This is a genomic window from Rhodococcus sp. WB9, assembly GCF_007558985.1.
Lineage (GTDB): Bacteria > Actinomycetota > Actinomycetes > Mycobacteriales > Mycobacteriaceae > Rhodococcus_F > Rhodococcus_F opacus.
This window is the reverse complement of the sequence record NZ_CP041769.1, coordinates 5,376,998-5,397,255: the sequence shown is the minus strand read 5'-3', so window position 1 is coordinate 5,397,255 and position 20,258 is coordinate 5,376,998. Positions and strand designations below refer to the sequence as shown.

25 protein-coding genes are annotated in these 20,258 nt (G+C 66.8%); all 25 read left to right on the top strand.

The genetic code is table 11. The annotated features are described in order from the left end of the window. Positions 1 to 76: 76 nt before the first annotated feature. On the top strand, positions 77 to 316 hold the full coding sequence (locus tag FND50_RS25165) for a hypothetical protein (protein WP_144287480.1): 240 nt from the start codon (positions 77 to 79) through the stop codon (positions 314 to 316). Further along, complete coding sequence (locus tag FND50_RS25160; protein WP_144287479.1) at positions 313 to 735, top strand: hypothetical protein; 423 nt, start codon at positions 313 to 315, stop codon at positions 733 to 735. The genes FND50_RS25165 and FND50_RS25160 overlap by 4 nt, the downstream gene beginning before the upstream one ends. Next, the gene (locus tag FND50_RS25155) at positions 732 to 1,013 is read left to right on the top strand and encodes a glutaredoxin domain-containing protein (RefSeq protein WP_144287478.1); all 282 of its coding nucleotides are present in this window, start codon (positions 732 to 734) and stop codon (positions 1,011 to 1,013) included. The genes FND50_RS25160 and FND50_RS25155 overlap by 4 nt, the downstream gene beginning before the upstream one ends. Continuing rightward, positions 1,010 to 1,156, top strand: coding sequence for a hypothetical protein (locus FND50_RS36320; protein ID WP_186301148.1), 147 nt, complete (start codon positions 1,010 to 1,012; stop codon positions 1,154 to 1,156). Before FND50_RS25155 ends, FND50_RS36320 begins: the two co-directional genes overlap by 4 nt. After that, positions 1,153 to 1,845, top strand: a complete 693-nt coding sequence (locus FND50_RS25150; RefSeq protein ID WP_144287477.1) for a hypothetical protein — start codon at positions 1,153 to 1,155, stop codon at positions 1,843 to 1,845. Before FND50_RS36320 ends, FND50_RS25150 begins: the two co-directional genes overlap by 4 nt. Before the next feature lie 463 nt (positions 1,846 to 2,308). Continuing rightward, positions 2,309 to 2,545 carry a hypothetical protein gene (locus tag FND50_RS25145; RefSeq protein WP_144287476.1) on the top strand — a complete coding sequence of 79 codons (237 nt, stop codon included), beginning with the start codon at positions 2,309 to 2,311 and terminating at the stop codon, positions 2,543 to 2,545. 214 nt (positions 2,546 to 2,759) lie between these two features. Next, on the top strand, positions 2,760 to 2,906 hold the full coding sequence (locus FND50_RS36315; RefSeq protein WP_186301147.1) for a hypothetical protein: 147 nt from the start codon (positions 2,760 to 2,762) through the stop codon (positions 2,904 to 2,906). Continuing rightward, positions 2,903 to 3,268 (top strand): hypothetical protein, encoded by a 366-nt coding sequence (locus tag FND50_RS25140; protein WP_144287475.1) that lies wholly within the window; start codon positions 2,903 to 2,905, stop codon positions 3,266 to 3,268. The genes FND50_RS36315 and FND50_RS25140 overlap by 4 nt, the downstream gene beginning before the upstream one ends. A gap of 135 nt (positions 3,269 to 3,403) precedes the next feature. Continuing rightward, on the top strand, positions 3,404 to 3,754 hold the full coding sequence (locus FND50_RS25135; protein ID WP_144287474.1) for a hypothetical protein: 351 nt from the start codon (positions 3,404 to 3,406) through the stop codon (positions 3,752 to 3,754). Between the two features lie 70 nt (positions 3,755 to 3,824). After that, a complete protein-coding gene (locus tag FND50_RS25130; protein ID WP_260850691.1) occupies positions 3,825 to 5,246 on the top strand; it encodes a terminase in 1,422 nt (473 codons plus the stop codon). Between the two features lie 13 nt (positions 5,247 to 5,259). Continuing rightward, the gene (locus FND50_RS25125; protein ID WP_260850690.1) at positions 5,260 to 6,570 is read left to right on the top strand and encodes a DUF935 domain-containing protein; all 1,311 of its coding nucleotides are present in this window, start codon (positions 5,260 to 5,262) and stop codon (positions 6,568 to 6,570) included. Next, on the top strand, positions 6,551 to 7,777 hold the full coding sequence (locus tag FND50_RS25120) for a head maturation protease, ClpP-related (protein WP_144287471.1): 1,227 nt from the start codon (positions 6,551 to 6,553) through the stop codon (positions 7,775 to 7,777). Before FND50_RS25125 ends, FND50_RS25120 begins: the two co-directional genes overlap by 20 nt. A 1-nt stretch (position 7,778) precedes the next feature. Then, a complete protein-coding gene (locus FND50_RS25115; RefSeq protein WP_144287470.1) occupies positions 7,779 to 8,219 on the top strand; it encodes a hypothetical protein in 441 nt (146 codons plus the stop codon). A 25-nt stretch (positions 8,220 to 8,244) separates the two neighbouring features. Further along, the gene (locus tag FND50_RS25110; protein WP_144287469.1) at positions 8,245 to 9,183 is read left to right on the top strand and encodes a hypothetical protein; all 939 of its coding nucleotides are present in this window, start codon (positions 8,245 to 8,247) and stop codon (positions 9,181 to 9,183) included. Then, positions 9,180 to 9,605: a lipase chaperone gene (locus tag FND50_RS25105; protein ID WP_144287468.1), complete on the top strand. Its 426-nt coding sequence runs from the start codon at positions 9,180 to 9,182 to the stop codon at positions 9,603 to 9,605. Before FND50_RS25110 ends, FND50_RS25105 begins: the two co-directional genes overlap by 4 nt. A 14-nt stretch (positions 9,606 to 9,619) precedes the next feature. After that, a complete protein-coding gene (locus FND50_RS25100) occupies positions 9,620 to 9,979 on the top strand; it encodes a Gp19/Gp15/Gp42 family protein (protein ID WP_144287467.1) in 360 nt (119 codons plus the stop codon). Between the two features lies 1 nt (position 9,980). Then, positions 9,981 to 10,304: a hypothetical protein gene (locus FND50_RS25095; protein WP_144287466.1), complete on the top strand. Its 324-nt coding sequence runs from the start codon at positions 9,981 to 9,983 to the stop codon at positions 10,302 to 10,304. Continuing rightward, positions 10,297 to 10,626 carry a hypothetical protein gene (locus FND50_RS25090; RefSeq protein ID WP_144287465.1) on the top strand — a complete coding sequence of 110 codons (330 nt, stop codon included), beginning with the start codon at positions 10,297 to 10,299 and terminating at the stop codon, positions 10,624 to 10,626. The genes FND50_RS25095 and FND50_RS25090 overlap by 8 nt, the downstream gene beginning before the upstream one ends. Further along, a complete protein-coding gene (locus tag FND50_RS25085) occupies positions 10,626 to 11,036 on the top strand; it encodes a hypothetical protein (protein ID WP_144287464.1) in 411 nt (136 codons plus the stop codon). The genes FND50_RS25090 and FND50_RS25085 overlap by 1 nt, the downstream gene beginning before the upstream one ends. 76 nt (positions 11,037 to 11,112) lie before the next feature. After that, complete coding sequence (locus FND50_RS25080; RefSeq protein WP_144287463.1) at positions 11,113 to 12,045, top strand: Ig domain-containing protein; 933 nt, start codon at positions 11,113 to 11,115, stop codon at positions 12,043 to 12,045. Between the two features lie 120 nt (positions 12,046 to 12,165). Then, positions 12,166 to 12,480 carry a hypothetical protein gene (locus FND50_RS25075; RefSeq protein ID WP_144287462.1) on the top strand — a complete coding sequence of 105 codons (315 nt, stop codon included), beginning with the start codon at positions 12,166 to 12,168 and terminating at the stop codon, positions 12,478 to 12,480. After that, complete coding sequence (locus FND50_RS25070; protein ID WP_144287461.1) at positions 12,477 to 12,848, top strand: hypothetical protein; 372 nt, start codon at positions 12,477 to 12,479, stop codon at positions 12,846 to 12,848. The genes FND50_RS25075 and FND50_RS25070 overlap by 4 nt, the downstream gene beginning before the upstream one ends. A 3-nt stretch (positions 12,849 to 12,851) precedes the next feature. After that, positions 12,852 to 13,676 carry a hypothetical protein gene (locus FND50_RS25065; RefSeq protein WP_144287460.1) on the top strand — a complete coding sequence of 275 codons (825 nt, stop codon included), beginning with the start codon at positions 12,852 to 12,854 and terminating at the stop codon, positions 13,674 to 13,676. Further along, positions 13,669 to 19,428 (top strand): transglycosylase SLT domain-containing protein, encoded by a 5,760-nt coding sequence (locus tag FND50_RS25060; RefSeq protein WP_144287459.1) that lies wholly within the window; start codon positions 13,669 to 13,671, stop codon positions 19,426 to 19,428. The genes FND50_RS25065 and FND50_RS25060 overlap by 8 nt, the downstream gene beginning before the upstream one ends. Next, positions 19,425 to 20,258: a hypothetical protein gene (locus FND50_RS25055; protein WP_260850688.1), complete on the top strand. Its 834-nt coding sequence runs from the start codon at positions 19,425 to 19,427 to the stop codon at positions 20,256 to 20,258. The genes FND50_RS25060 and FND50_RS25055 overlap by 4 nt, the downstream gene beginning before the upstream one ends.

The window sequence follows — 20,258 nt, the reverse complement described above, 5'->3', positions numbered from 1 at the left end:
CCGAATTCATCGCTCGGGGTCACCGGATCGCCGCCGCTTCGCGCGGCCGCACCCCAGTTATCCACAGGGGTCGACCATGAACCCCTACGAATTCGCAGCCACCGTCAAGTGCCCACGCTGCCGCGCCGAAATCGGTCACCGCTGCGTCACCGAAGACGGGTTCGAGCGCAAGATGCCCTGCCTCGACCGCGTCCGACTCGTCGAATGGCCAGACACCGAACAACTGCCCGACAGCACACCCAGCGACGGCCGACCGCCACGCGCACCACGACCCAACTACGTGGCAGGCATCGACAAGCAGGTGGGGGAGCAGTGACCACCCACAAGATCGTCCTGCCCTGGACGGCACCGCCACTGTCGATGAACGACCGAGGAGCCTCCGCCGGAGCCGTACTCGCCAAGGCCCGTGAGATCGCCCAGATCCGCGCAGACGTCATCCGCCTGGCCCGTCACGCCAAGCTGCCCCTGAACGTCGGCCACGCAGTCGTCCAGCTGCACTACCGGCCCCGCGACAAACGACGCCGCGACACCGACAACCTCATCGCCACCCTCAAACCGATCTGCGACGCACTCGCCGCCGGCACCACCAAACACCCCGGGTACGGACTCGTCGCCGACGACATCCCACAGCACATGGCCAAACCCGAACCGATCATCCACCAACCCGCCAGCCGCACCCCCGAGCTCTGGCTCGAGATCACCTGCAGCGAACAGCCCAAGGAGCTACCCGCATGACCGTCACCGTCTACAGTTCACCGGCCTGCATGCCCTGCCGCGCCACCAAGCGGAAGCTCGACGAACTCGGAGTCGAGTACACCAGCGTCGACCTCGCTCAGGATCCAGACGCCGCAGACGACCTCAAGAAGCTCGGCCACCTCGAAACGCCCGTCGTCATCGTCCGACTCAACTCCGGCGTCGAACACTGGTCCGGACACCGGCCCGACCGACTCACACAACTCGCCGGCGACCTCGCCGCCATCGCCTACCTCGCCGAAGACGGAGACCTCGCATGAAGACCGCCTACCACGAAGGCAAGTACTGGCGCGTCGGAGCCATCCGCCGAAACCCCATCGCCTACGCCGAACTCCACCGACCCGACGCAAAGTCCGTCGCAGTCCCCCTCTCGAAACTCCGGCTGGAAGAGCCACGACCATGACTAACAACGTCGATGGATTCTTCATCCCCCGTCACGATCAGCAGACCCTCGTCGCACTGCTGCGCGAAGTACCGCACCTGACGCCCGAACTCGCGATCGTCATCACCGAATTCGACGGGTACGCAACCAGAATCAGCTACCAGCCGCGCATCCGATCCGGTGGCAACGAACAACCGCTACCCATCGCGTCCGCCGCCCAAGACGCCGCCGACGAACTCCGCAACACCCTCTGGGTATGGGCACGCCACACCTGCGAGCACCGCGGGCGCGACTACGACGGCGGGCACAGCACAGACGGCATCGCACACTGGCTCGACCGCAACATCATCGCCCTAGCTCTCACCGAAGGATCCGAGACCGCACTCGCCAGCATCGAGAAGGCCATCCGCCGAGTCCGCCGCGCCGTCTCGCCGGGCACCGACCTGGACCTGAAGGAGCCCGATCAGACGAAGCTCGACAGCGCCCGGGCGTGGGAACTGAACGCACGAGCCGCATCCCAGATCGCAAAGGGCCTCGGACACGAGTACCGCGACCTCACGAAGCGTCGAGTGCTCTATCTGATGGAGGCCCGCGCAATCAGACCCGTCCGACACACCATGATCGGGAAGGTCGCCGAGCCCATCTTCCGGCTCGGTGATGTGCTCGACGCGCACATAGCCAGACGGTCCGCAGATCCAGAAACGGCGTGACCCCGACCTGCATCGGACAGTTCGTGTTGTAGGCTAGCGCTGAGCGCGTGGTCTGTGAGATCGGGCGCTCTCGTCGTCTCACCGGGGAAATCCTGTTCAGCGCAGTCGGTGAGGCTCTACATCCAGGGGCGCGCCTGGATCTTCCGCTGCACACCCGCCGCTCCCCGTGAGCGCGACTGCGGTGGGCATACCAACGCGCATCAGCTTCCGGACAACGCGGGCCAGCCCGGCGTTCCAGGGGCGCGACTGGAATCGCTGCAACCACACCGGCCTGCTGATGCAACCCTGGCTACTTGTCGGGTGATGCCCAGCTCGCCTATTGGCAGCGCACCAACGCGCATCATCTTCCGCTCGTCATACGTCACCAGCCCCCGACCCTTAGCGGGGAACTGGAATCGAAGCACGCGCCGACCCGTTTCCCGGCGTAGCTGCGAGCGGACCTACTTCACAAACAGGAGGAACAATGGCGAGGATGTTCCGTGAGATCCGACGCAGCACACGTGAGTACGACGAGGTGACACGGATCCTCGGTGCCGAAGCTCGATTCGTGGAAGACGAGAGCGTGCGCCAGATCAGTCGTCGATGGCTGAAGGGTACGACGTTCGTGAAGGACGAGCACGGCAAGCACCTGGTCACCCCGAGGGTGAGCACCTGGTGCGCAAGCGCCGGCGAATCCGCATCCCTCGTGACAGCTTCCTGACGAAGGGGCGCTGACATGCCTCCACTGCCTGACCGACTCGGTACCCTGCTCGACCGCACCTTCGAGACCATCACCCGCATCCTCGTGTGGGTCGCAACACGATGAACCGGGTACCGCTCATCCCATTGGTTGCACGCATATCCAATGGGATGGGTTTCGCTCACCACTGCTGGTGGCTCGCAGGCATACGCCGCATGTACCTCGGGAGGTAGCGATGCCCAGCCTCGAAGACCAACTGATCGACATCAGCGCGAAGATCAAACATGCGAGAGACACTGGCGACCTCACAACTCTGTCGGTGCTCGAACCCCAGATGGAACTCCTACTCGAGCAGCGCTACCCCTCCGAGGTCAGCGGGTGAAGTCCACTACTGACCGCGGCCTCGGGTGGGAACACCAGAAGCGACGTGAGCGCCTCCTCAAAGACCACCTCGACGGCTCGCCGTGCTACTGGTGCGGACTCCCGATGTTCCGAGATCGCACGAGCAACTGGGACTACGACCCAGCCTCCGCCGACCGCGCATCCGGATCACTCGCCGCCGACCACAGTCACGCCCGAGCGCACGGTGGAACACACAGCGACCGCCTCCTCCACGGCTACTGCAACAAGTCCCGAGGCGACGGCAGCCGCGACCACCTCCGCCCCGCAGTCACCGGACTCGACCCGATGGACACCCGCGGCACGGACGACCCCCTCGGCATCCGCCTCCTGGCCTGGCCCTGACCAGCACCGCAGCCGCCCCACCCCCGAAAATTACCAAGGGGGTGGGGGGTCTCCTGACTGGCCGCCTTCAGTCAGGAATATCTCTCTCTGGCATTTTTTCCACACGCGGGTCCCGCCGATCGGAGGTGATGCCACATGGCCACTCAGAAGCCACTGCGCGCAGTCGCCGACGACGAGACGGCTCCGGAGGCCATGTCTGTAGATGTGGCGGCAAAGAGCGGCTCACGTCGTGCGCTGCTCGTGGCGATGCGAGATCGGATTGCGGAGACGGTCGCGGGCACTGGGTGCCCTCCGCGTGATCTGGCCTCGCTGACGAAGCGGCTGCAGGACATCGCGAACGAGATCGAGGCGATCGACGCCCGCGAAGACGACGAGTCGCCCGACAACCGCCTCCGTGCGCTGGAGACGGCGTTGCGTGAGCTGGCTCCGAACCACTTGCTACTGGCAGGCGCGGTCGATGACCGGTACGACGCCTCGGCCATCTGAACGGAAGCTCTCCGAAGTCACTCGGCATCTGGTCATCCCGAAAGGGATCGAGACCTCTCAGTTCCCGCGGGTGTACAAGCGGTTGCAGGACGTCGGAGTCTCGTTCGACCGGTGGCAGCAAGGGTTTGGGCAGATCGCGCTCGGGTGCCGCGAGTCCGGGACGTACGCCGCATCGATCGGTGGTGTGGTCGCCTCGATCCCGCGGCAGGTCGGCAAGACCTACACGGTCGGCAACCTGATCATCGGACTGTGCCTGGAGTTCCCTGGCCTGCGAGTGATCTGGACGTCGCACCACAACCGGACCACGACGAACACCTTCCGGTCGATGCAGTCGATGGTGCGGAAGAAGAAGGTGTGGCCGCACGTCGCCGCGATCCGCACCGCCAACGGCGAGCAGGAGATCGTCTTCGCGAACGGATCGATCATCATGTTCGGCGCTCGCGAGCAGGGCTTCGGCCGCGGCATGGAAGCCATCGACATCGAGGTATTCGACGAGGCGCAGATCCTCGGTGTGAAAGCCCTCGAGGACATGGTGCCGGCAACGAACGCCGCGAAGCACGAGCACGGCGGCCTGGTGTTCTTCATCGGGACACCGCCGCGGCCAACCGACGACGGCGAATCGTTCACCAAGAAGCGGAAGAAGGCGCTCGATGGCCTGACCCGTCACCAGGTGTACGTCGAGATCTCGGCGGACCCCGACACCGACCCCGACGATCAGTCGAAGTTCGGCACGTTCAACCCGTCGTACCCGCACCGCACTCCGCTGGAGTCGATGCTCCGGATGCGGGAGAACATCCCCGACGAGGATGCCTGGCGCCGTGAGGCGATGGGGATCTGGCCGGACGACGAGGACCAGGGGCCGCCGACGTGGCAGCTGGTCGACGAGGGCCAGTGGGACGGGCTCGTGGACTACCCGCAAAGGACGGGAACGATCGGGGTCGGTCTCGCACGTGTCGGCGCCCAGTGGGTTATCGCGGGTGCGCAGCGCACGGTCGATGACCGGATTCACGTCGAGGTCGGATACGCGCGGATGGCGTCCAACCCCGACATGGTCGATCTGATCGGGCGCGTCGACGAGGCAGTCGAACCGTGCGCGATCGCAACTGACAGCCGGTCGCCGGCGGCAGTCCTCGAGCCGCTGATGACGACGGCCGGAATCGAGTTGATCAAGTCGACGACGAACCAGGCCGCGCTGATGGCGCAAGGGTTCGTCGACGACGCCGAGGATGGCCTGATCTGCCACAGCGGTCAGCCAGCACTGCGGTACGCCGTCGAGCACGGCGGCAAACGTGTGCTGCCGCGCAAGGACTGGGTCGTCGACGCGGACGGTGACCCCGGCAACGCACCGCTGCTCGCGGTGGTGCTGGCCCGGTGGGCGCTGCTCACGTTCGAGTCCCGTGCGGTCGGGGCCGCGGCCGCGCCCGCATTCGAGCGACCCACACACACCGGCGGGTATGTCGATTCGTTCGACGCGATGACCGTCGCATTCTGAGAAGGAGGTGACCATGGCGCAGGCAGCGCGACCGGCCACCGAGTTGGGGTACGTCAACGGCGGGGGAACCGAATGGCAGCAATGGGATCACACCGAGAAGGTGCCCGAGCTGCAGTGGCCCGAGTCGGTCAATGTGTTCAGCCGGATGGGCCGCGAGGACGGCCGCGCCTCGTCGGTGCTGCGTGCGATCGGACTACCGATCCGCCGCACCACCTGGCGCCTCGATCAGAACGGCGCTCGCGACGAGGTCACCGAGTTCGTTGCGCGAAACCTCAGGTTGGGGATCGCGGGCTCAGACTTCATGCCGACCACCCGCACCCGGGGCCGGTTCTCGTGGCGAAGTCACCTGCAGCAGGTGCTGCTGATGCTGCAGTACGGGCACTCGTACTTCGAGCAGGTCTACCAGCTCGAAGCGGACGGCAAGCTCGGATTGCGGAAGCTGGCGCCGCGGCCGCAGCGCACGATCTCGACGATCACTGTCGCGCTCGACGGTGGGCTCGTATCGATCACGCAGGAGCCTCCGGTCGGCAAGCTCACCGCGGCGTCGGCGATTCCTGACGGGTTCACGATTCCGGTCAGTCGGCTCGTCGCGTACGTGCACGAGCCAGACCCCGGGCAGTGGCAGGGAAACTCGATCCTTCGTCCGGCGTACAAGCACTGGATCCTCAAGGACGAGTTCATGCGGACGCAGGCCGCGGCCGCTCGCCGCAACGGAATCGGCGTCCCGGTCGGCACCGCATCGAAGTCCGACGACCAGGCCGAGGTCGACCACATGCGCGACCTGGCATCGAATTTCAAGGGCGGCATGACCTCCGGCGTGGGCCTCGCCAACGGCCAGGACCTCAAGCTGCTCAGTGTGCAGGGTGTCCTGCTCGACATTCAGCAGGCGATCGACTACCAGGACAAGCAGATCGCGCTCGCCGGTCTCGCGCACTTCTTGAACCTCGACCGCGGCGGCTCATTCGCCCTCGCCAGTGTGCTCGAGGATCCGTTCGTGGAGTCGGTGCAGACCCTCGGCGAGTCCATCGCAGACATCGGCACCGCCCATGTCGTCGAGGACCTGGTCGACCTGAACTGGGGTGAAGACGAGCCTGCACCGAAGCTCGTGTTCGACGAGATCGGCTCACGGCAGGACCTCACCGCGGCCGCGCTGAAGATGCTGATCGACGCCGGCCTGATCCGCCTGGACCGATCGCTCGAGGAGTACACGCGTCAGCAGTACGGCCTGCCCGCGAAGGACACCCCGCCACCATCCGAGCCGTGGACGCCGGGCAGCGACCCGAGCGAAACCGAGGAGACATCAAGTGAATCCGTTCCTGCGTAACCCCCAGGCGTACAAGCGCACCCCGGTGCGCGCCGAGCAACCGGAAACCCGAACCGCAGGAAACGTCGCGACGCTGCGCCTGTACGACCCAATCGACTCGTGGGGCGAGTACTGGGGCATCTCCGCCAAAGAGTTCACCGGTGCGCTGGACGAGCTGCCCGACACGGTCACCGAGATCGAGCTGCTCATCAACTCCCCGGGCGGCGAGGTGTGGGAGGCGCTCGCGATCCTCAACTCGCTCCGCCGCCACAAGGCGCGCGTCGTCGCGGTCGTCGAGGGCATCGCCGCGTCGTCGGCCAGCTTCATCGCCGCCGGTGTCGACGAACTCCGAATCATGGAGAACGCCCAGTTCTTCATCCACAAGGCGTGGGGGATGTGCGTCGGCAACGAGCACGACATGGCGAAGTACGCCGCCGACCTTGCGCACGAGGACCGCAACATCGCGTCGATCTACGCATCAAAGGCGGGGCGCGACGCCGACCAGTGGCTCGCCGAGATGTCGGAGGAGACCTGGTTTTCCGCTGACGAAGCGGTAGCAGCTGGTCTCGCCGACTCGGTCATCCCGGCCCGCGAGACGGCCGGCGCCCAGAACGCGATCAACCGTTTCGATCTGTCCGCGCTGTCCCGAAAGCGGCGCGCGACCACGAACTCCTCTGCCGCCGAGGCGGAGGACAACAGGAAGGAAGCCGATATGGCCACCTTGAATGAATCCCTCGCCTCGCGCCTCGGCATCGCCGCCGACGCCGATGACGAGACCGTCCTGGCCGCACTCGACGAGGCCCTCGCCGAGCAGGCGCAGGAGCCTGCCGCCCCCGCCCCCGGCAGTGGCGGTGCTGGTGAGGTTACGGCCGAGCAGGTCGCGAACTACGCGAACCAGCACGGTTTCGTCTTCGTCGACCGGGCCACGCACGAGGACCAGGTCGCGGCCGCCAGCGAGGGCCGCGCCGCCCGCGCGCAGCAGATCCGCGAGGGTGACGAGGCGCTCGTCGACAAGGCCATCCGCGCCGGCAAGTTCGGGCCCGGACGCCGCGAGCACTGGCTCAACTCCCTGCAGAAGGACCGCGAGGGCTCGACCGAGGCGATCAACAGCCTCGCCCCCGGGCTCGTCCCGCTCGCCGAGGTAGGCCACGGCGTCGACCCCGAACCGACCGACGGCGCCGACTTCACGTCCGTCGACAAGTTCAAGAACTGGATCGAGGAGAACTGACATGGCTGCAATCCCGCAGATCACCCAGGGTGGACCGAAGACTTTCACCCCCAACGAAGTTGTCCTCGGTGGGCAGCTCGTCGAGACGATCGACAACGGACGCGTCAAGCCCGCAGCCGCGGGCAGCTTCCGGGTCGTCGGCGTCGCACTCACCGACGGGCAGAGCCCGGAGACGGCGCAGGGCGGCACCACGTACGACTCCATCGGTCGACCGATCATCAACGCGATGCCGATCCCGACGGCTGTCTCCGTCGCCTACGGGGGTACCGAGACCCGGGTGACGTACTCCGCCGCGGCGAAGTGCGGCGAGAAGCTCGTCGCGACCGCGGCCGGCACCGTCGGCCCCGCCGGGGCAACACCCGACGCCCGCACGATCGTCGGCATCTGCACCCAGCCCGGCGGCGTCGCTGCAGCTGGCGTCGGCCTCATCCGGATCGCCTGATCCCTCACCTCCACAGGAGAAACCCATGGCAACTCGTACCGTTGTGAGCGGGTCGGACGGAGCGGCGCTGGCCGTCGCCGACTTCCTCGCCAACCCGCTTCTGATCCCGACCAAGCTCAAGAAGCTGCTCGAGAACCAGTTCATCGCCGAGGCGCTGCTCCGCAACGCCGGCGCGAACACCTCCGGCATCTTCGCCTACACCGAAGGCGACCCGTCGTTCCTGATCGACGACATCGACGAACTCGCCGAGTTCTCCGAGATCGCGGTCTCGAATGCGGCCCGCGGAATCCCGAAGGTCGTGTTCTCGACCAAGCGCGGCAAGGGCGTTCGCGTCACCCTCGACATGATTCGCAAGAATCAGATCGACGACGTGAACAAACAGGTCACCGCGCTGAAGAACTCCTTCATCCGCACGAACGACCGTGCAGCGAAGGCAGTACTCGGGAACATCCCGACCTTCCCGGTCTCGACCGCGTGGGATGTGACCAACTCCCGCCCGCGCCGCGACATCGCCGACGCGATCTTCGAGATCTCGCAGGCCGCGCCGACCGTCAACGAGGGCGGCAGCGACGACGAAGGCTACGAGTTCGCCGCCGACACGATCGTCATGAACCCCGCGCTCATGCCGATCCTGATGGACAACGACGATCTGCTGAAGGTGTACCGGGGCAACATCGCCGATCAGAACATCGCCTACGTCGGTGCGCTGCCGGAGACGATCCACAACCTGCAGATCATCGTGTCGCGGGCGTGGCCGACCGACCGCGCGCTCATCCTCGAGCGCGGCACCGTGGGCTTCTACGGTGACGCCCGCCCGCTCACGTTCACCGAGCTCTACCCGGAGGGCAACGGCCCGAACGGTGGACCGCGGGAGACGTGGCGCTCTGACGCCACCCAGGAACGCGGCATGGCGCTCGACCAGCCCAAGGCCGGCCTGTGGCTGACCGGACTGGTGACGCCGTGACCGAGTACACCCTGACCGCAGTGCGGTTCGACCAGATCCTCGAGCGCGACAACCAGGGCCGCCCGATCAAGGTGGTCAAGTACCGGCGGGGTGATGTGATCACCGACCTGGACGAGCTGGAAGCGCAGCGGCTGCTGAAGGCAGGAGCGCTCGCCGAAGTTGCCGAGGTCGCGGATCCCACCGAACCCGAGGATGGCGACGACGGCGAGGGTGACCAGACCGGCACCCCGACCGCGGTCGGCACCGAGGTGCCCACCACGGTCAACCAGTCGGGGACCGATCAGCCTCGCAAGCCGCGCGTCACCGCGACCGTGGAGAAGTGGCTGGCCTACGCCAAGTCGATCGGTCTGACCGGTGAGGCCGTCGACGGCAAGGACAAGGACGAGCTGATCGCCCTCGTCGAAGCCGCCGAGCAGAAGTGACGTGAGGGGACGCCATGGCTGACTTCGTTACCGTCTCGGACGTCGTGACTGGCTGGCGTCCCCTGACCGCCGCCGAGGGCCCCTGGGCTCCGCAGCTCATCGCGGCCGCGTCGATGTGGATCCGAGATCCGAACCGACGGCCGGACATCGCTGACAACGACCCGGCTGCTCGATTCGTCGTCATCGAGGTCGTACGCGCGGCGCTGACAGCCGCCAAGCACGCCGGGCACGTCTCCTACTCGAAGACAGTGGGAGGCGTGACCCGGTCCGGAACGCTCGCCAATCCCGGCCGTTCCCTGGTGTTCACCGAGTACCACCACCAGCTTCTCGGCATCTCGCGGTCGGCGAAACCATCGTGGACGTTCGGAGACTGACATGGATGAACTCGGCAACCAGACAGTCCGGGTGATCGAGCGGGTCCGCGGCAAACGTGGCGTGATGACCGAGCAGCCCGGGGCCGAGTTCCCGGGCTGCTCGGTGCAGCCGGTCGACTCCGTCGAGGGTGTGCCGATCGAACGGCACACTCGGTGGGCGCTGTTCGCCCCTCCAGGGTTCCCCGAGTCCACGGAGAACGTCCTCGCCGTCGACGGCATCGGGCCCCGGTTGCATGTCGACGGAGACCTGCAGACCTGGTACGACGACGACGGCATTGCCGATCACGTGTGGGGATACCTCGAAAGGTGGGTGAGCAGTGGCTGATCCGAAGCCCGGCAGTTACCGGTTCTCGTCGAAGGACGCGAAAGCGATCATGCGATCGCAGCACGTTCAGAAGGCGACCCGACGCATGGCCGAGGTCGGGGTGAGGGCCTTCAAGGCGGAAGCACGCCGACACAGGAAGACCGGGAAGCTCGCCGATCAGGTCCGCATCGAACCGGCCCGGGGCTGGGACGGGCGGCCCGGCCAGCGGATCGTCGCGTCGCGCAGCGGCAATCAACCGGCGCTGTTCGGCACGAGGCGCTCCAAGTCGGTGCGCGCGAGCGAAGCCGCGATCCGCGCGATGCGGCAGAAACGGAGGTACTGATGGTCGTCGCAGTCGATGACACCCTGTTCCCCGACATCGAAGAGGTGCTGATGGTGTACCTCGCCCCGCTGGGGGAGACGGACACCGAACCCCCGGTGGACGACGACGGTATCGGAATTGAGGTTCACCGCGCCGGCGGCGCCGACGACGGAATCAGCGACTACCCGCGCGTGCAGATCATCTGCCACCACCCCGACCCGCGGGGCGCGTCGAAACTCGCGCGGCGGGTGCGGAACCTGATGGACCGCATCCCCGGTGAAGCGATCGAAGTCGAGGACGAACCCGGCCCGGTGTGCGTCGACTCGTGCAGAGTCGACACCCCGCCGGAGACCGAGCCGTACGAGAACCCGGACGCTCGCCAGCAGGTCGCGTATTACGCACTCAGCCTGCAGAAGCCCTGGCGGCGCTGAGCCGCACCGAACAACCCACAAACCCGAGGCCCGCGACATCCAGCGTCGTGGGCCTTCCTCATGCCCAGGAGGCATCATGGTCAGCGACATTGGACAGCTCGAAGTCTCGCGCCACCAGCGCGAACTCATCCTCAAGCCGAACCGCGCGCACATCTACGGCATGGGCATGGACATCGACCCGATCGAGTCGATCACCGAAGGGTCGAACTCCCTGCTCGCCGAACTCCCCGAAGGGGCATGGGACTTCGGTCTCCTGCTCAAGGACGATGCGATCACCCTGACCCGGGAACTCGAGAAGTCCGACATCAGCGCGATCGGCTACTCCAACCCGGTCCGGTCGGACTTCATCTCCGACATCGCCGGACTCCAGTTCACCGGCCTGGAAGCGAACCGGTACAACATCGAGAACAACCTCGGTGTCGACCTGTCGCAGATGCTCGCGGACCCGGAGACCGGCGAGATCGCGTTCGATCAGCCGGCCATCACCGCGATCCGTCAGCAGCGCTACCTGGCGCTGTCCCAGTTCAACACCGGTGAGGACCGGATCTTCCTCGGTCGCCTGTTCTACGCGGGCGAGGTTTCCGAGATGGGCGAGCAGACCCTCTCCGACGGTGAGGGGTCGCTGACGTGGCCGACGACCGTCAACGCGATGGTCGACACCGACCACGGTGTCGCGGTGCGGCACTACTTCGGTGGGCCCGGCTGGAACCGTGTCCTCGAGGACGCTGGGTTCAAGCGCGGCGGCCTGACGATCACCACCGCGTCGCTGCCCGGCGGCACCGTCAGCTCGGCTTACTCGCAGACCCTGACGGTCACCGGCGGTACCGGCACGAAGACCTGGACGGTCGCGACGGGCACTCTGCCCGCCGGACTGACCCTCGCCGCGTCGACTGGTGTCATCTCCGGCACCCCGACCGCCGCGGGGACGTCGAACTTCACCGTCCAGGTCGTGGACAGCGTGACCCCGGGCAGCGTGCAGAAGCCGCTGTCGATCGTCGTCGCTGCCTGATAGACCGCCCGGCCATCGCGCCGGGCCCGAGAACGCACTGGGCAGGCGGGGATCGGCGGTCGACCGCCTGCCCAGTGCATCTTGACCGCCACACCGACCGTCATCGAAGGAGGTCCCGTCGTGGGACACATGCGCACCATCAACAAGGCCGATTGGACACCGACACCACTGGTGTCGCCGAAGGGTCATCTCTACACACCGAGTTCGTACGTCGAGCACAAGCAGCTGGTCGCCTCCGGCTACAGGCCCGCGCCCGCGCCGGTGCCCGCCGAGCCCGAACCGGCTCCGGATCCCACCGCGCCCGCCGTGCCGCCCGTAGTGCCCGAAGCCCCCGCGGAGTTGAGCGAGAAGTCGACTGACGACGAACCCGCCGACACGCCCGCCGAGGCGCCCAAGACCAAGACCACCCGACGCACCACCGGAGGCGCACAGTGAGCAAGGACCTCGACAACGTGACCCAGATCGACGACCCGAACGTCCGTAGATACGGCGGCGAGCAGCGTGAGCCCAAGGAGCCGTTCAAGTTCCAGGTCGGCGAATCGCCCACCTTCCTCGTCCCGGAACCGGACTCCGACACCGTCATGGACATCGAGGAGGCCCAGACGTCCCGGCGCGTCCTCAAGCTGTTCCTCGGCGATCAGTACGAAGACGTCGTCGACTACCTCGGGCCGACGCACCCGGACACGCTGATCGACCTCGCGCGTGACCTGTCCCGGCACTTCGGACTGTTCGATACGGAGCAGGCGGTGAACCGGGCCGATCGGCGCAGTCGCGATCGGCGCCGCGCCGGTCGCCGTCGCTGACCGATGACTGACGACAACGGGTCGGTGGCCTCCTACTTCGAGACTCTCCTCGGTGAGGCCGCCGGCCCGTTCGTCGTGCACCTGGACGACGACGGGCCGGAGCTCGTCATCGGGGTACCCGCAGCGGCCGACGTCGCCGACCTCGACACCACTGCCTCCGTCCACGACCTGCTCGACCTCCTCGTCGGCGAGGAACTGGCCGACGTCATCGCCGACCACTTCGCGCGCCGGCCGATCTCCGAACTCGCCGATCTCGTCGACGACATCCGCGAGCACTTCGGGATCCTCATTCCACCGGACACCGGCTGGGCGTACCTGGTCAGTGAGATCGACCGCTACGGCGACGCGATCGAGAAGGACTTTTTCGCCATGCCCGGCGATGAACGGCTCTACGACTGGGTCCGAGACCACCTGGACAACCCTTGGAACCGACTGCTCCGGCTGTTGTCCGCCCTCCCGGAGGGCGGGTGGTATTACGCCGCGATCGCCGACGACGACGAACGCGCGATGCAGCGCCTCGAGATGGAGCAGCGCGGCGAGCTACCCAAGCCGTCGAAGCGGCCCTCCCTCGTGGGGTGGACACATGATCGGGAGCTCCTCACCGAGGCGGTCGAGTCGCTGGCGCAGATCCTGCACGGCGTGTGGGGCGCCAGCCCGAAATTTAAAGGCAAGGGCGGGAAACCGCCGGGGCGGCGACCGCGGCCCCAGACCGCACGCGACCGCGCCGAGGAATACCAGGCGCTCGTCGAGCACGACGACATCTCGTCGCAGGTGCTCGGCGGCCGTTACAAGCGGCGCATCCAACCGCAGGAGGTGTTCAATGGCTGACCTGCAGGGTGGGCAGACCTTCATCAACGTTCTGCCTTCGATGGGCGGATACTTCAAACGGGTCCGGGGCGCGATCAAGAGCAGCCCGGTACGCCACGAGATCGACGTCAAGGTCGACGAGCGCTCCCTCGCGAAGGCGAAGGCGGATCTCGATCGCGCCTCCAAGGGTGCGGCCGACGCACGCCGCCGCGAGGTGACAGCGGCCAAGGACGTTGTCGCCGCGGAAAAGGAGCTGCAGGCGCTCCGCAACCGGGGTGTCTCCGATGCGGGTCGACTCGCCGCAGCCGAAGGCAAGGTCGCCAAGGCCAAGCGCGACAGCCGGTCCGCGGCCGATGCGTTGCATGCTGCGGAGTCGAAGCGGTCGACGGCGGGCACCCGCGTCGCACGTATCGAGGCCCGGATCGACAGCAAGCGCGCCGAAGCGGACAGTGTATCGCTGCTGCAGCGCCTGTCTTCCGGTTTCGAGCAGGGCGGCCGCACGGTCGGCTCCCGGTTCGTCGACGGCATGAGTTCCACGATGAACTCGAACGCCCGCGGCAGTGAGGAGGGGCGCAGCTTCGCGGCAGGGTTCGTCTCCTCGATCGGCACCGGAATGCGCATGGCGGCAGTAGGTTTCACGGTCGCCAATGACGCTGCACGGTCGGTGATCAGGAATGTCGGGATGGCGGCCGCCGGTATCGGTCTGGCCGCACGGGTCCTAAAAGGTTTCAGTGCCGGCCTGCTCGTCAGCTCATCGCTGCTGAAGGTGATGACCGGTGCTGGCGTCGCCAAGCTGGCGGGTCTGCTGCGCCTGGCCGCCGCGGCCGCGAACATCCTGGCGCGGGATATCGGCCGGGTCACCTCGGCGCTGCTGGTCATGGCCGCAGTGTCGAAGCTGATCGGCACCCTGACGCGCATCGGTAAGGCACTCGGGATGGTGACCGTCGGATCCGCAGTCGCGCTGGGTGCGGTCTCCGCGCTCGGTTCCGTCGTCGGGTCCTTCGTCACCGGTCCGCTGGTCGCGGGCCTGACGGCTGTCGCTGGAGCGATGGGAACCGTCGCAGCCGCTGCGGCGGGCATTCTCGGCCCTGCCATCGGTGTGGCGAAGATGGCGTTCGCCGGGCTGTCCGATGGCGCGAAGGCGTGGGACAAGTCGCAGAAGGCCGTCAACACTTCCTCGTCGCAGGGCGCGTCGGCGATGAAGGCCGTCGAGAGCGCCAAGAAGTCGCAGGCCCGAACCGCCGAGCAGGGCGCTCGCCAGATCGTCGACGCAGAGAAGCGCGTCGTCGAAGCGCAGGAGGCTGTCAAGGACGCGCAGGACGACGTCAACCAGGCCAGGAAGGAGGCGAAGCGCGACGCCGAGGGCTACGCGCGGACCCTCGCCGGCCTGGCTCTCGACGAGGAGAGCGCCACCCTTGCCCTGGCGGAGTCCAAGAAGAACCTGGCCGAGACCAAGGGCAATCGCGACTCGGACCCCCTCGACATCTGGCGGGCGGAGCTGGGCGTCCGCGAGGCGCAGCAGGCTCTCGACGAGATCAAGGCATCCAACAAGGACCAGCGCGCCGAGATCGCAGACGCGCAGGCCAAGGGCATCGAAGGCTCCGACAAAGTCGTCGAAGCCAAGGGCCGCGAGATCGACGCCCAGGAGCAGCTGCGCGAGGCCAGCGCCGACGCCGCGCAGACACAGAAGGATGTGGCTCAGGCCAACGCTGACGCGGCGGAGGCCGTAGCGGACGCCTACCAGAGCATGGCGGACGCACAGCAGTCGGCGACCTCGGGAGATGACCCGTTCGCCGCGATGATCGGGCAGCGCCTCGCACCGCTTCTGCAGGCGTTCAAGAACCTGCGCGAAGAAGTCACCGACCGCTTCAGCGGGGCGATGACCGGTTCGTTCACCACCCTCGGCGGACTGATCGGCAGACTCACACCGAGCCTCGGTGGACTCGCCAGCACGCTGGGCACCATCGGGTCGAACATCGCGACGTCCATCTCAAGCCCGGCCGCCACGGCCGGGTGGGAGCGGATGATCGACGGATCGAACCGATTCTTCGGGAGTCTCGCGCAAGGCGAAAGCGGTATCGGCTCCGTGTTCTCCGGGCTGATCAGCGTCCTCGGAACCGCGGCGCAGACCTTCTCGAACAGCGGCGCTGGGATCAACGCATGGCTCCTGGACCTCGGCGAGAAGCTGCGCAACATCAGCGCCGAAGACCTCCGGTCGACGTTCGACGGGATCCGGCAGGTGTTCCAGAACATCAGCACCGTTGCTGGTCCGCTGTTCTCGCTGATGCGTGGATTCGGCGCCGAAGCCGCGTCCGGGCTCGCGCCCGGGTTCTCGGCGATGGGGCAGGCAATCCAGGACTCCATTCCCGGGCTCATGGACATGGCACGGGAACTGATGCCCGCCCTCGGGCAGGCGCTGGCCAACCTGGCTCCGGTCCTGCCTGGACTGGTGGAGGCGTTCCGGCCGTGGGCGGACGTCCTCGCGGCGGTGGCGCCTCACCTGGGGACCATCATCGCGAATCTGGCCCCGCTGGCGCCGCTGCTGCTGACGACCGTCATGGCCGTCAGGGTCATCGGCATCGCCATCACTGCCTGGAACGCCATCATGTTCACCGCCTCGGTCGCGCAGGGTGTCTTCGCCGCAGCGACCGGCCGGGCCGCTGCAACGCTGGGCACCAACACGATCGCCCTGGCCGCGCACCGCGCAGCACTGCTGATCGGCACCGCGGCGCAGTGGGCCTTCAACGCCGCGATGAGCGCCAACCCGATCGCGCTCATCGTGATCGCGATCGCCGCACTAGTTGCAGGACTCGTCTACTTCTTCACCCAGACCGAGACCGGTAAGCGGATCTGGGAGACGGTGTGGGGCGGCATCAAGGACACCGTCTCGGCGGTGTGGTCCTTCCTGCAGCCGATCTTCCAGGCGATCGGCAACGCCTTCATGGCGGTCGTCGGCTTCGTCCGGGACAACTGGAAGCTGATCCTGCCGATCGTGATGGGTCCACTCGGCCTGATCATCGTGCTCGTCACCACCTTCTGGGATCAGATCAAGACCATCTTCAAGGTCGCGATCGCGGTGGTCATCACGATCGCGATGCTCCTGTGGGAGGCGATCAAGGGCGTATTCACTCTGATCGGCGGCGTCGCCACATGGGTGTGGCAGACGTACCTGCAGCCCGGATTCGAAATGATCAAGATCGGACTCAAGGCGCTCGGGGACTTCTTCGGTTGGGTATGGGACTCGATCATCAAGCCCGCCTGGGAGGCGCTCGGCGCCGGAATCAAGTGGGTGTGGGAGAGCGTCATCAGCCCTGCCTGGGAGCTGCTCAAGGCGGCGCTCGGCGTCGTCGGCGAACTCTTCTCGTCCGTGTGGGAGAACGTCATCAAGCCCGTGTGGGAAGGGCTCGGTAACGGCATCAAGGCCGTGTGGGAGAACGTCATCAGCCCGGCGTGGGAGGCGCTGAAGGGTGCCCTCGGCAAGGTCAGGGATTTCTTCGCCGAGGTCGTGAAGGGCATCGGGGAGAAGTGGGACACCCTCAAGACCGTCCTCGCGAAGCCGATCAACTTCATGATCAACACGGTCTGGAACGAGGGCATCCTCAAGGCCTGGAACAAGGCCGCGGGTCTCCTCGGTCTGGACCAGGCCCAGCCGCTCGCCGGCATCCCCGAACACGCCACCGGTGGTCGGATCCGGGGCAAGGGCACCGGCACGTCGGACGACGTGCTGATGTGGGGCTCGAACGGCGAGCACATGGTCACCACCGCGGAGGTGAAGGCGGCAGGCGGCCACAACGCGATCTACGCGATCCGCGACATGATCCTGCGCGGCGTCCCGTTCGAATGGGATGGCGGCCGGATCGTCTCGCAGGTGGGCCGTGACAACCTCAACGCCTACGGCGCCCGCGTGGCGTCGCAGGGGTACGGGAACGTCGACCCGCAGGGCATGTTCGACTGGATGCTCCCGGCCTACAAGGACGGCGGCGAGATCCGCCCGATGTGGCAGGCGCAGCTCGAGAACGGTCACCGCGCGGCGAAGATGCGCAACGGCAACCCGTACACGTGGGGTTTCGAGGACTGCTCCGGGTACATGTCGATGATCGCCGACGCCATCATCAACGGTGGCGACGGTGTGCGGAAGTGGGCGACCAGCTCGTTCCCCGGCGGCCAGCCGTGGGTGCCTGGTCTCGGTCAGGGCTTCTCGGTCGGTGTGCACGACGATCCGGGCGGGCCCGGTGGCGGTCACACCGCGGGAACGTTGACCGGTGTCGGTCCGTACGCGACGGTCAACGTCGAGTCTGGTGGCGGCCATGGCGTCGCCTACGGTGGGCCTGCGGTCGGTGCGGATAATGCGCAGTTCGCCGGCAAGCACCCCGGTCTGTTCCACCTCGCGATCGGCGCCGACGGTGCCTTCGAGTCGGGTGGACGGGGTGGCGATGGAGGACCTTCCCCGGACGGTAAGAAGTCGTTCGTCCAGCAGAAGATCACGGACATCTTCGATTTCTTCCTGAACCCGATCAAGGCCGGTATCGGTGCTGCGATCGGTACGCCCCCGCCTGAGTCGCGAGGTGTTCCGTCGAAGTTCCTCGACAAGGGACGCGACATGACGTCGAAGTTCCTGGCCGACAAGGTCGTCGGCCTGGGCGATCTACTCGGGTCGGTATGGGACAAGGCCAAGGGTATCGGCGGGCTGTTCCGCGATCAGGGTGGCTGGATTCCGAACGGGCTGTCGATCGTCCGCAACGAGACCGGCAAGCCCGAGGCGGTTCTGAACTGGGATCAGGTCCGTTCCGTTGAGGACGTGATGCGGTTCATGCAGTCGAACTTCGCTGCGGCGGGCAAGTATGCGGGCGAGATCGACTGGGGTGGTGTCGGTGCGCAGATCGGTACCTCACTCCTCGCGGAGTGGGGTAACGACTTGCTGGGCATGGCTGGTTTCTCGTCGCAGTTCGAGGGGATGCAGCTCGTCGACGAGACGGGCCGCAGTCGCTCGGATGCGGTGGGAGCACGGGACGAGGCCACGTACGACGAGGGCCCTGCCCAAACCCCGCCGGCCGATCCTGGCTCGGCCGGGTCTGCCCCGGCAGCCCCGGCAGCCCCGGCAGCCCCGGACGGGGTGGAAGCGCCGCCTGCGGTCGAGGCGAAGGCGGAACCGGAGTCCGTCGTCGACGCCGTGAAGCGCGCGTTCTCGGCGAACGGCTGGGACTCGGGCGAGCAGTGGGCCGCGATCGACTGGATCATCCAGAAGGAATCGGGCTGGAACCCGCTGGCACGCAACCCATCCTCGGGTGCGTTCAGCCTGTTCCAGTTCCTCGGGTCGACGAAGGACCAGTACCTGCCCGACGAGAGCGAAGACCCGTACACCCAGGGCGTCGCGGGAGCGAAGTACATCCGCGACCGCTACGGCGACCCGGTTCGTGCGAAGTCGTTCTGGGAGAAGAACGGTTACTACGACCAGGGCGGCATCGCCTCGGGCAAGGGCTACCTGCTCAAGGACGTCATCCGGCCTGAGCGGGTTCTCTCACCGCGGCAAACCGAGGCGTTCGAGTCGCTGGTCCCGATGCTCGACCGGGTCCAGTCGGCGGCAACCGCACCGGGTGACGTGCTCACCGGGGCGGATCGGGCTGGGCTCGAGTACGCGCCGGTCGGTGTGGGCGGTGACACCTGGAATGTCCACGGTCGCCTCGACACGGAAACGAGACGGGAGATCCAGATCATGATCAACCAGCGCGATCGCGGCCACGGCCAGAACTCCGAGTCCAGGAGGCGTTGGTGAACGACTCGATCACCATGATCGGGTGGAACGGGACCCCGCCGTATGCACTCGGCGGTCCCACCAGGGGACGGGCGCGGGACGTGTGGATCGAGGACGGCCTTGCCGGTCTCTGGGTCCCCGCGCCCCGCACCCCGACCCGCACCTCCCGGGCATACCAGCACGGTTCGACACCGAAGGTCACGAAGATCGAGGAGCGCCTCCTCGACTTCCAGGTGAGGATCGAAGGCCGCACCCGAAGCGACCTCGAGAGAGCGTTCGCCGACTGGATGGCGGTGTGGTCGTTCGACTACGACAACGAGGTCATCACCAAGACCGGATCCGGTCCCCGGTCCATCCGGCTCCGACTCGACCGCGACCCGAAGATCGTCGGGCGGATGTCGATGCAAACCACCCGCATCAGCATGGAGATGGTCGCGGTCGCGTGCTGGCCGTACCTGACATCGGGCACCGAGGTCAAAAAGTGGACACCCGGCACCGGATCGCACACCGGCACGGTGCTCGTCGACAACCCCACCGACGTGCCGCTGTGGATGAAGTTCGAAGGCACACCAGCAACGAAGTGGATCCTGCCGGACGGAATCTCGGGCCGCACGGTGCCCCTCAAGCCGCAGACCACCGGATGGCGGGTCCAGACCCGGCAGGACTTCCAGACCATCCGCGCGGCCGGCGGCGGGTTCGAGGTGTGGAAGGCGATGCGCGGCGTGACCTTCATGCACGAAATTCCGCCCGGAACACCGCCGACCGCGATCCCGGTCGAGGTGCAGGGCTCGACGGTCCCCGCCGAGCTGCGCATCCACTTGCCGCGCTACCACGAGATGCCATGGGGGTGA

Bases quoted from the DNA above. Each gene is read 5' to 3' on its own strand.
- FND50_RS25165 (WP_144287480.1), top strand. From the start codon at position 77: ATGAACCCCTACGAATTCGCAGCCACCGTCAAGTGCCCACGCTGCCGC.
- FND50_RS25155 (WP_144287478.1), top strand. From the start codon at position 732: ATGACCGTCACCGTCTACAGTTCACCGGCCTGCATGCCCTGCCGCGCC.
- FND50_RS36320 (WP_186301148.1), top strand. From the start codon at position 1,010: ATGAAGACCGCCTACCACGAAGGCAAGTACTGGCGCGTCGGAGCCATC.
- FND50_RS25150 (WP_144287477.1), top strand. From the start codon at position 1,153: ATGACTAACAACGTCGATGGATTCTTCATCCCCCGTCACGATCAGCAG.
- FND50_RS25145 (WP_144287476.1), top strand. From the start codon at position 2,309: ATGGCGAGGATGTTCCGTGAGATCCGACGCAGCACACGTGAGTACGAC.
- FND50_RS36315 (WP_186301147.1), top strand. From the start codon at position 2,760: ATGCCCAGCCTCGAAGACCAACTGATCGACATCAGCGCGAAGATCAAA.
- FND50_RS25135 (WP_144287474.1), top strand. From the start codon at position 3,404: ATGGCCACTCAGAAGCCACTGCGCGCAGTCGCCGACGACGAGACGGCT.
- FND50_RS25125 (WP_260850690.1), top strand. From the start codon at position 5,260: ATGGCGCAGGCAGCGCGACCGGCCACCGAGTTGGGGTACGTCAACGGC.
- FND50_RS25115 (WP_144287470.1), top strand. From the start codon at position 7,779: ATGGCTGCAATCCCGCAGATCACCCAGGGTGGACCGAAGACTTTCACC.
- FND50_RS25110 (WP_144287469.1), top strand. From the start codon at position 8,245: ATGGCAACTCGTACCGTTGTGAGCGGGTCGGACGGAGCGGCGCTGGCC.
- FND50_RS25100 (WP_144287467.1), top strand. From the start codon at position 9,620: ATGGCTGACTTCGTTACCGTCTCGGACGTCGTGACTGGCTGGCGTCCC.
- FND50_RS25095 (WP_144287466.1), top strand. From the start codon at position 9,981: ATGGATGAACTCGGCAACCAGACAGTCCGGGTGATCGAGCGGGTCCGC.
- FND50_RS25085 (WP_144287464.1), top strand. From the start codon at position 10,626: ATGGTCGTCGCAGTCGATGACACCCTGTTCCCCGACATCGAAGAGGTG.
- FND50_RS25080 (WP_144287463.1), top strand. From the start codon at position 11,113: ATGGTCAGCGACATTGGACAGCTCGAAGTCTCGCGCCACCAGCGCGAA.
- FND50_RS25065 (WP_144287460.1), top strand. From the start codon at position 12,852: ATGACTGACGACAACGGGTCGGTGGCCTCCTACTTCGAGACTCTCCTC.
- FND50_RS25060 (WP_144287459.1), top strand. From the start codon at position 13,669: ATGGCTGACCTGCAGGGTGGGCAGACCTTCATCAACGTTCTGCCTTCG.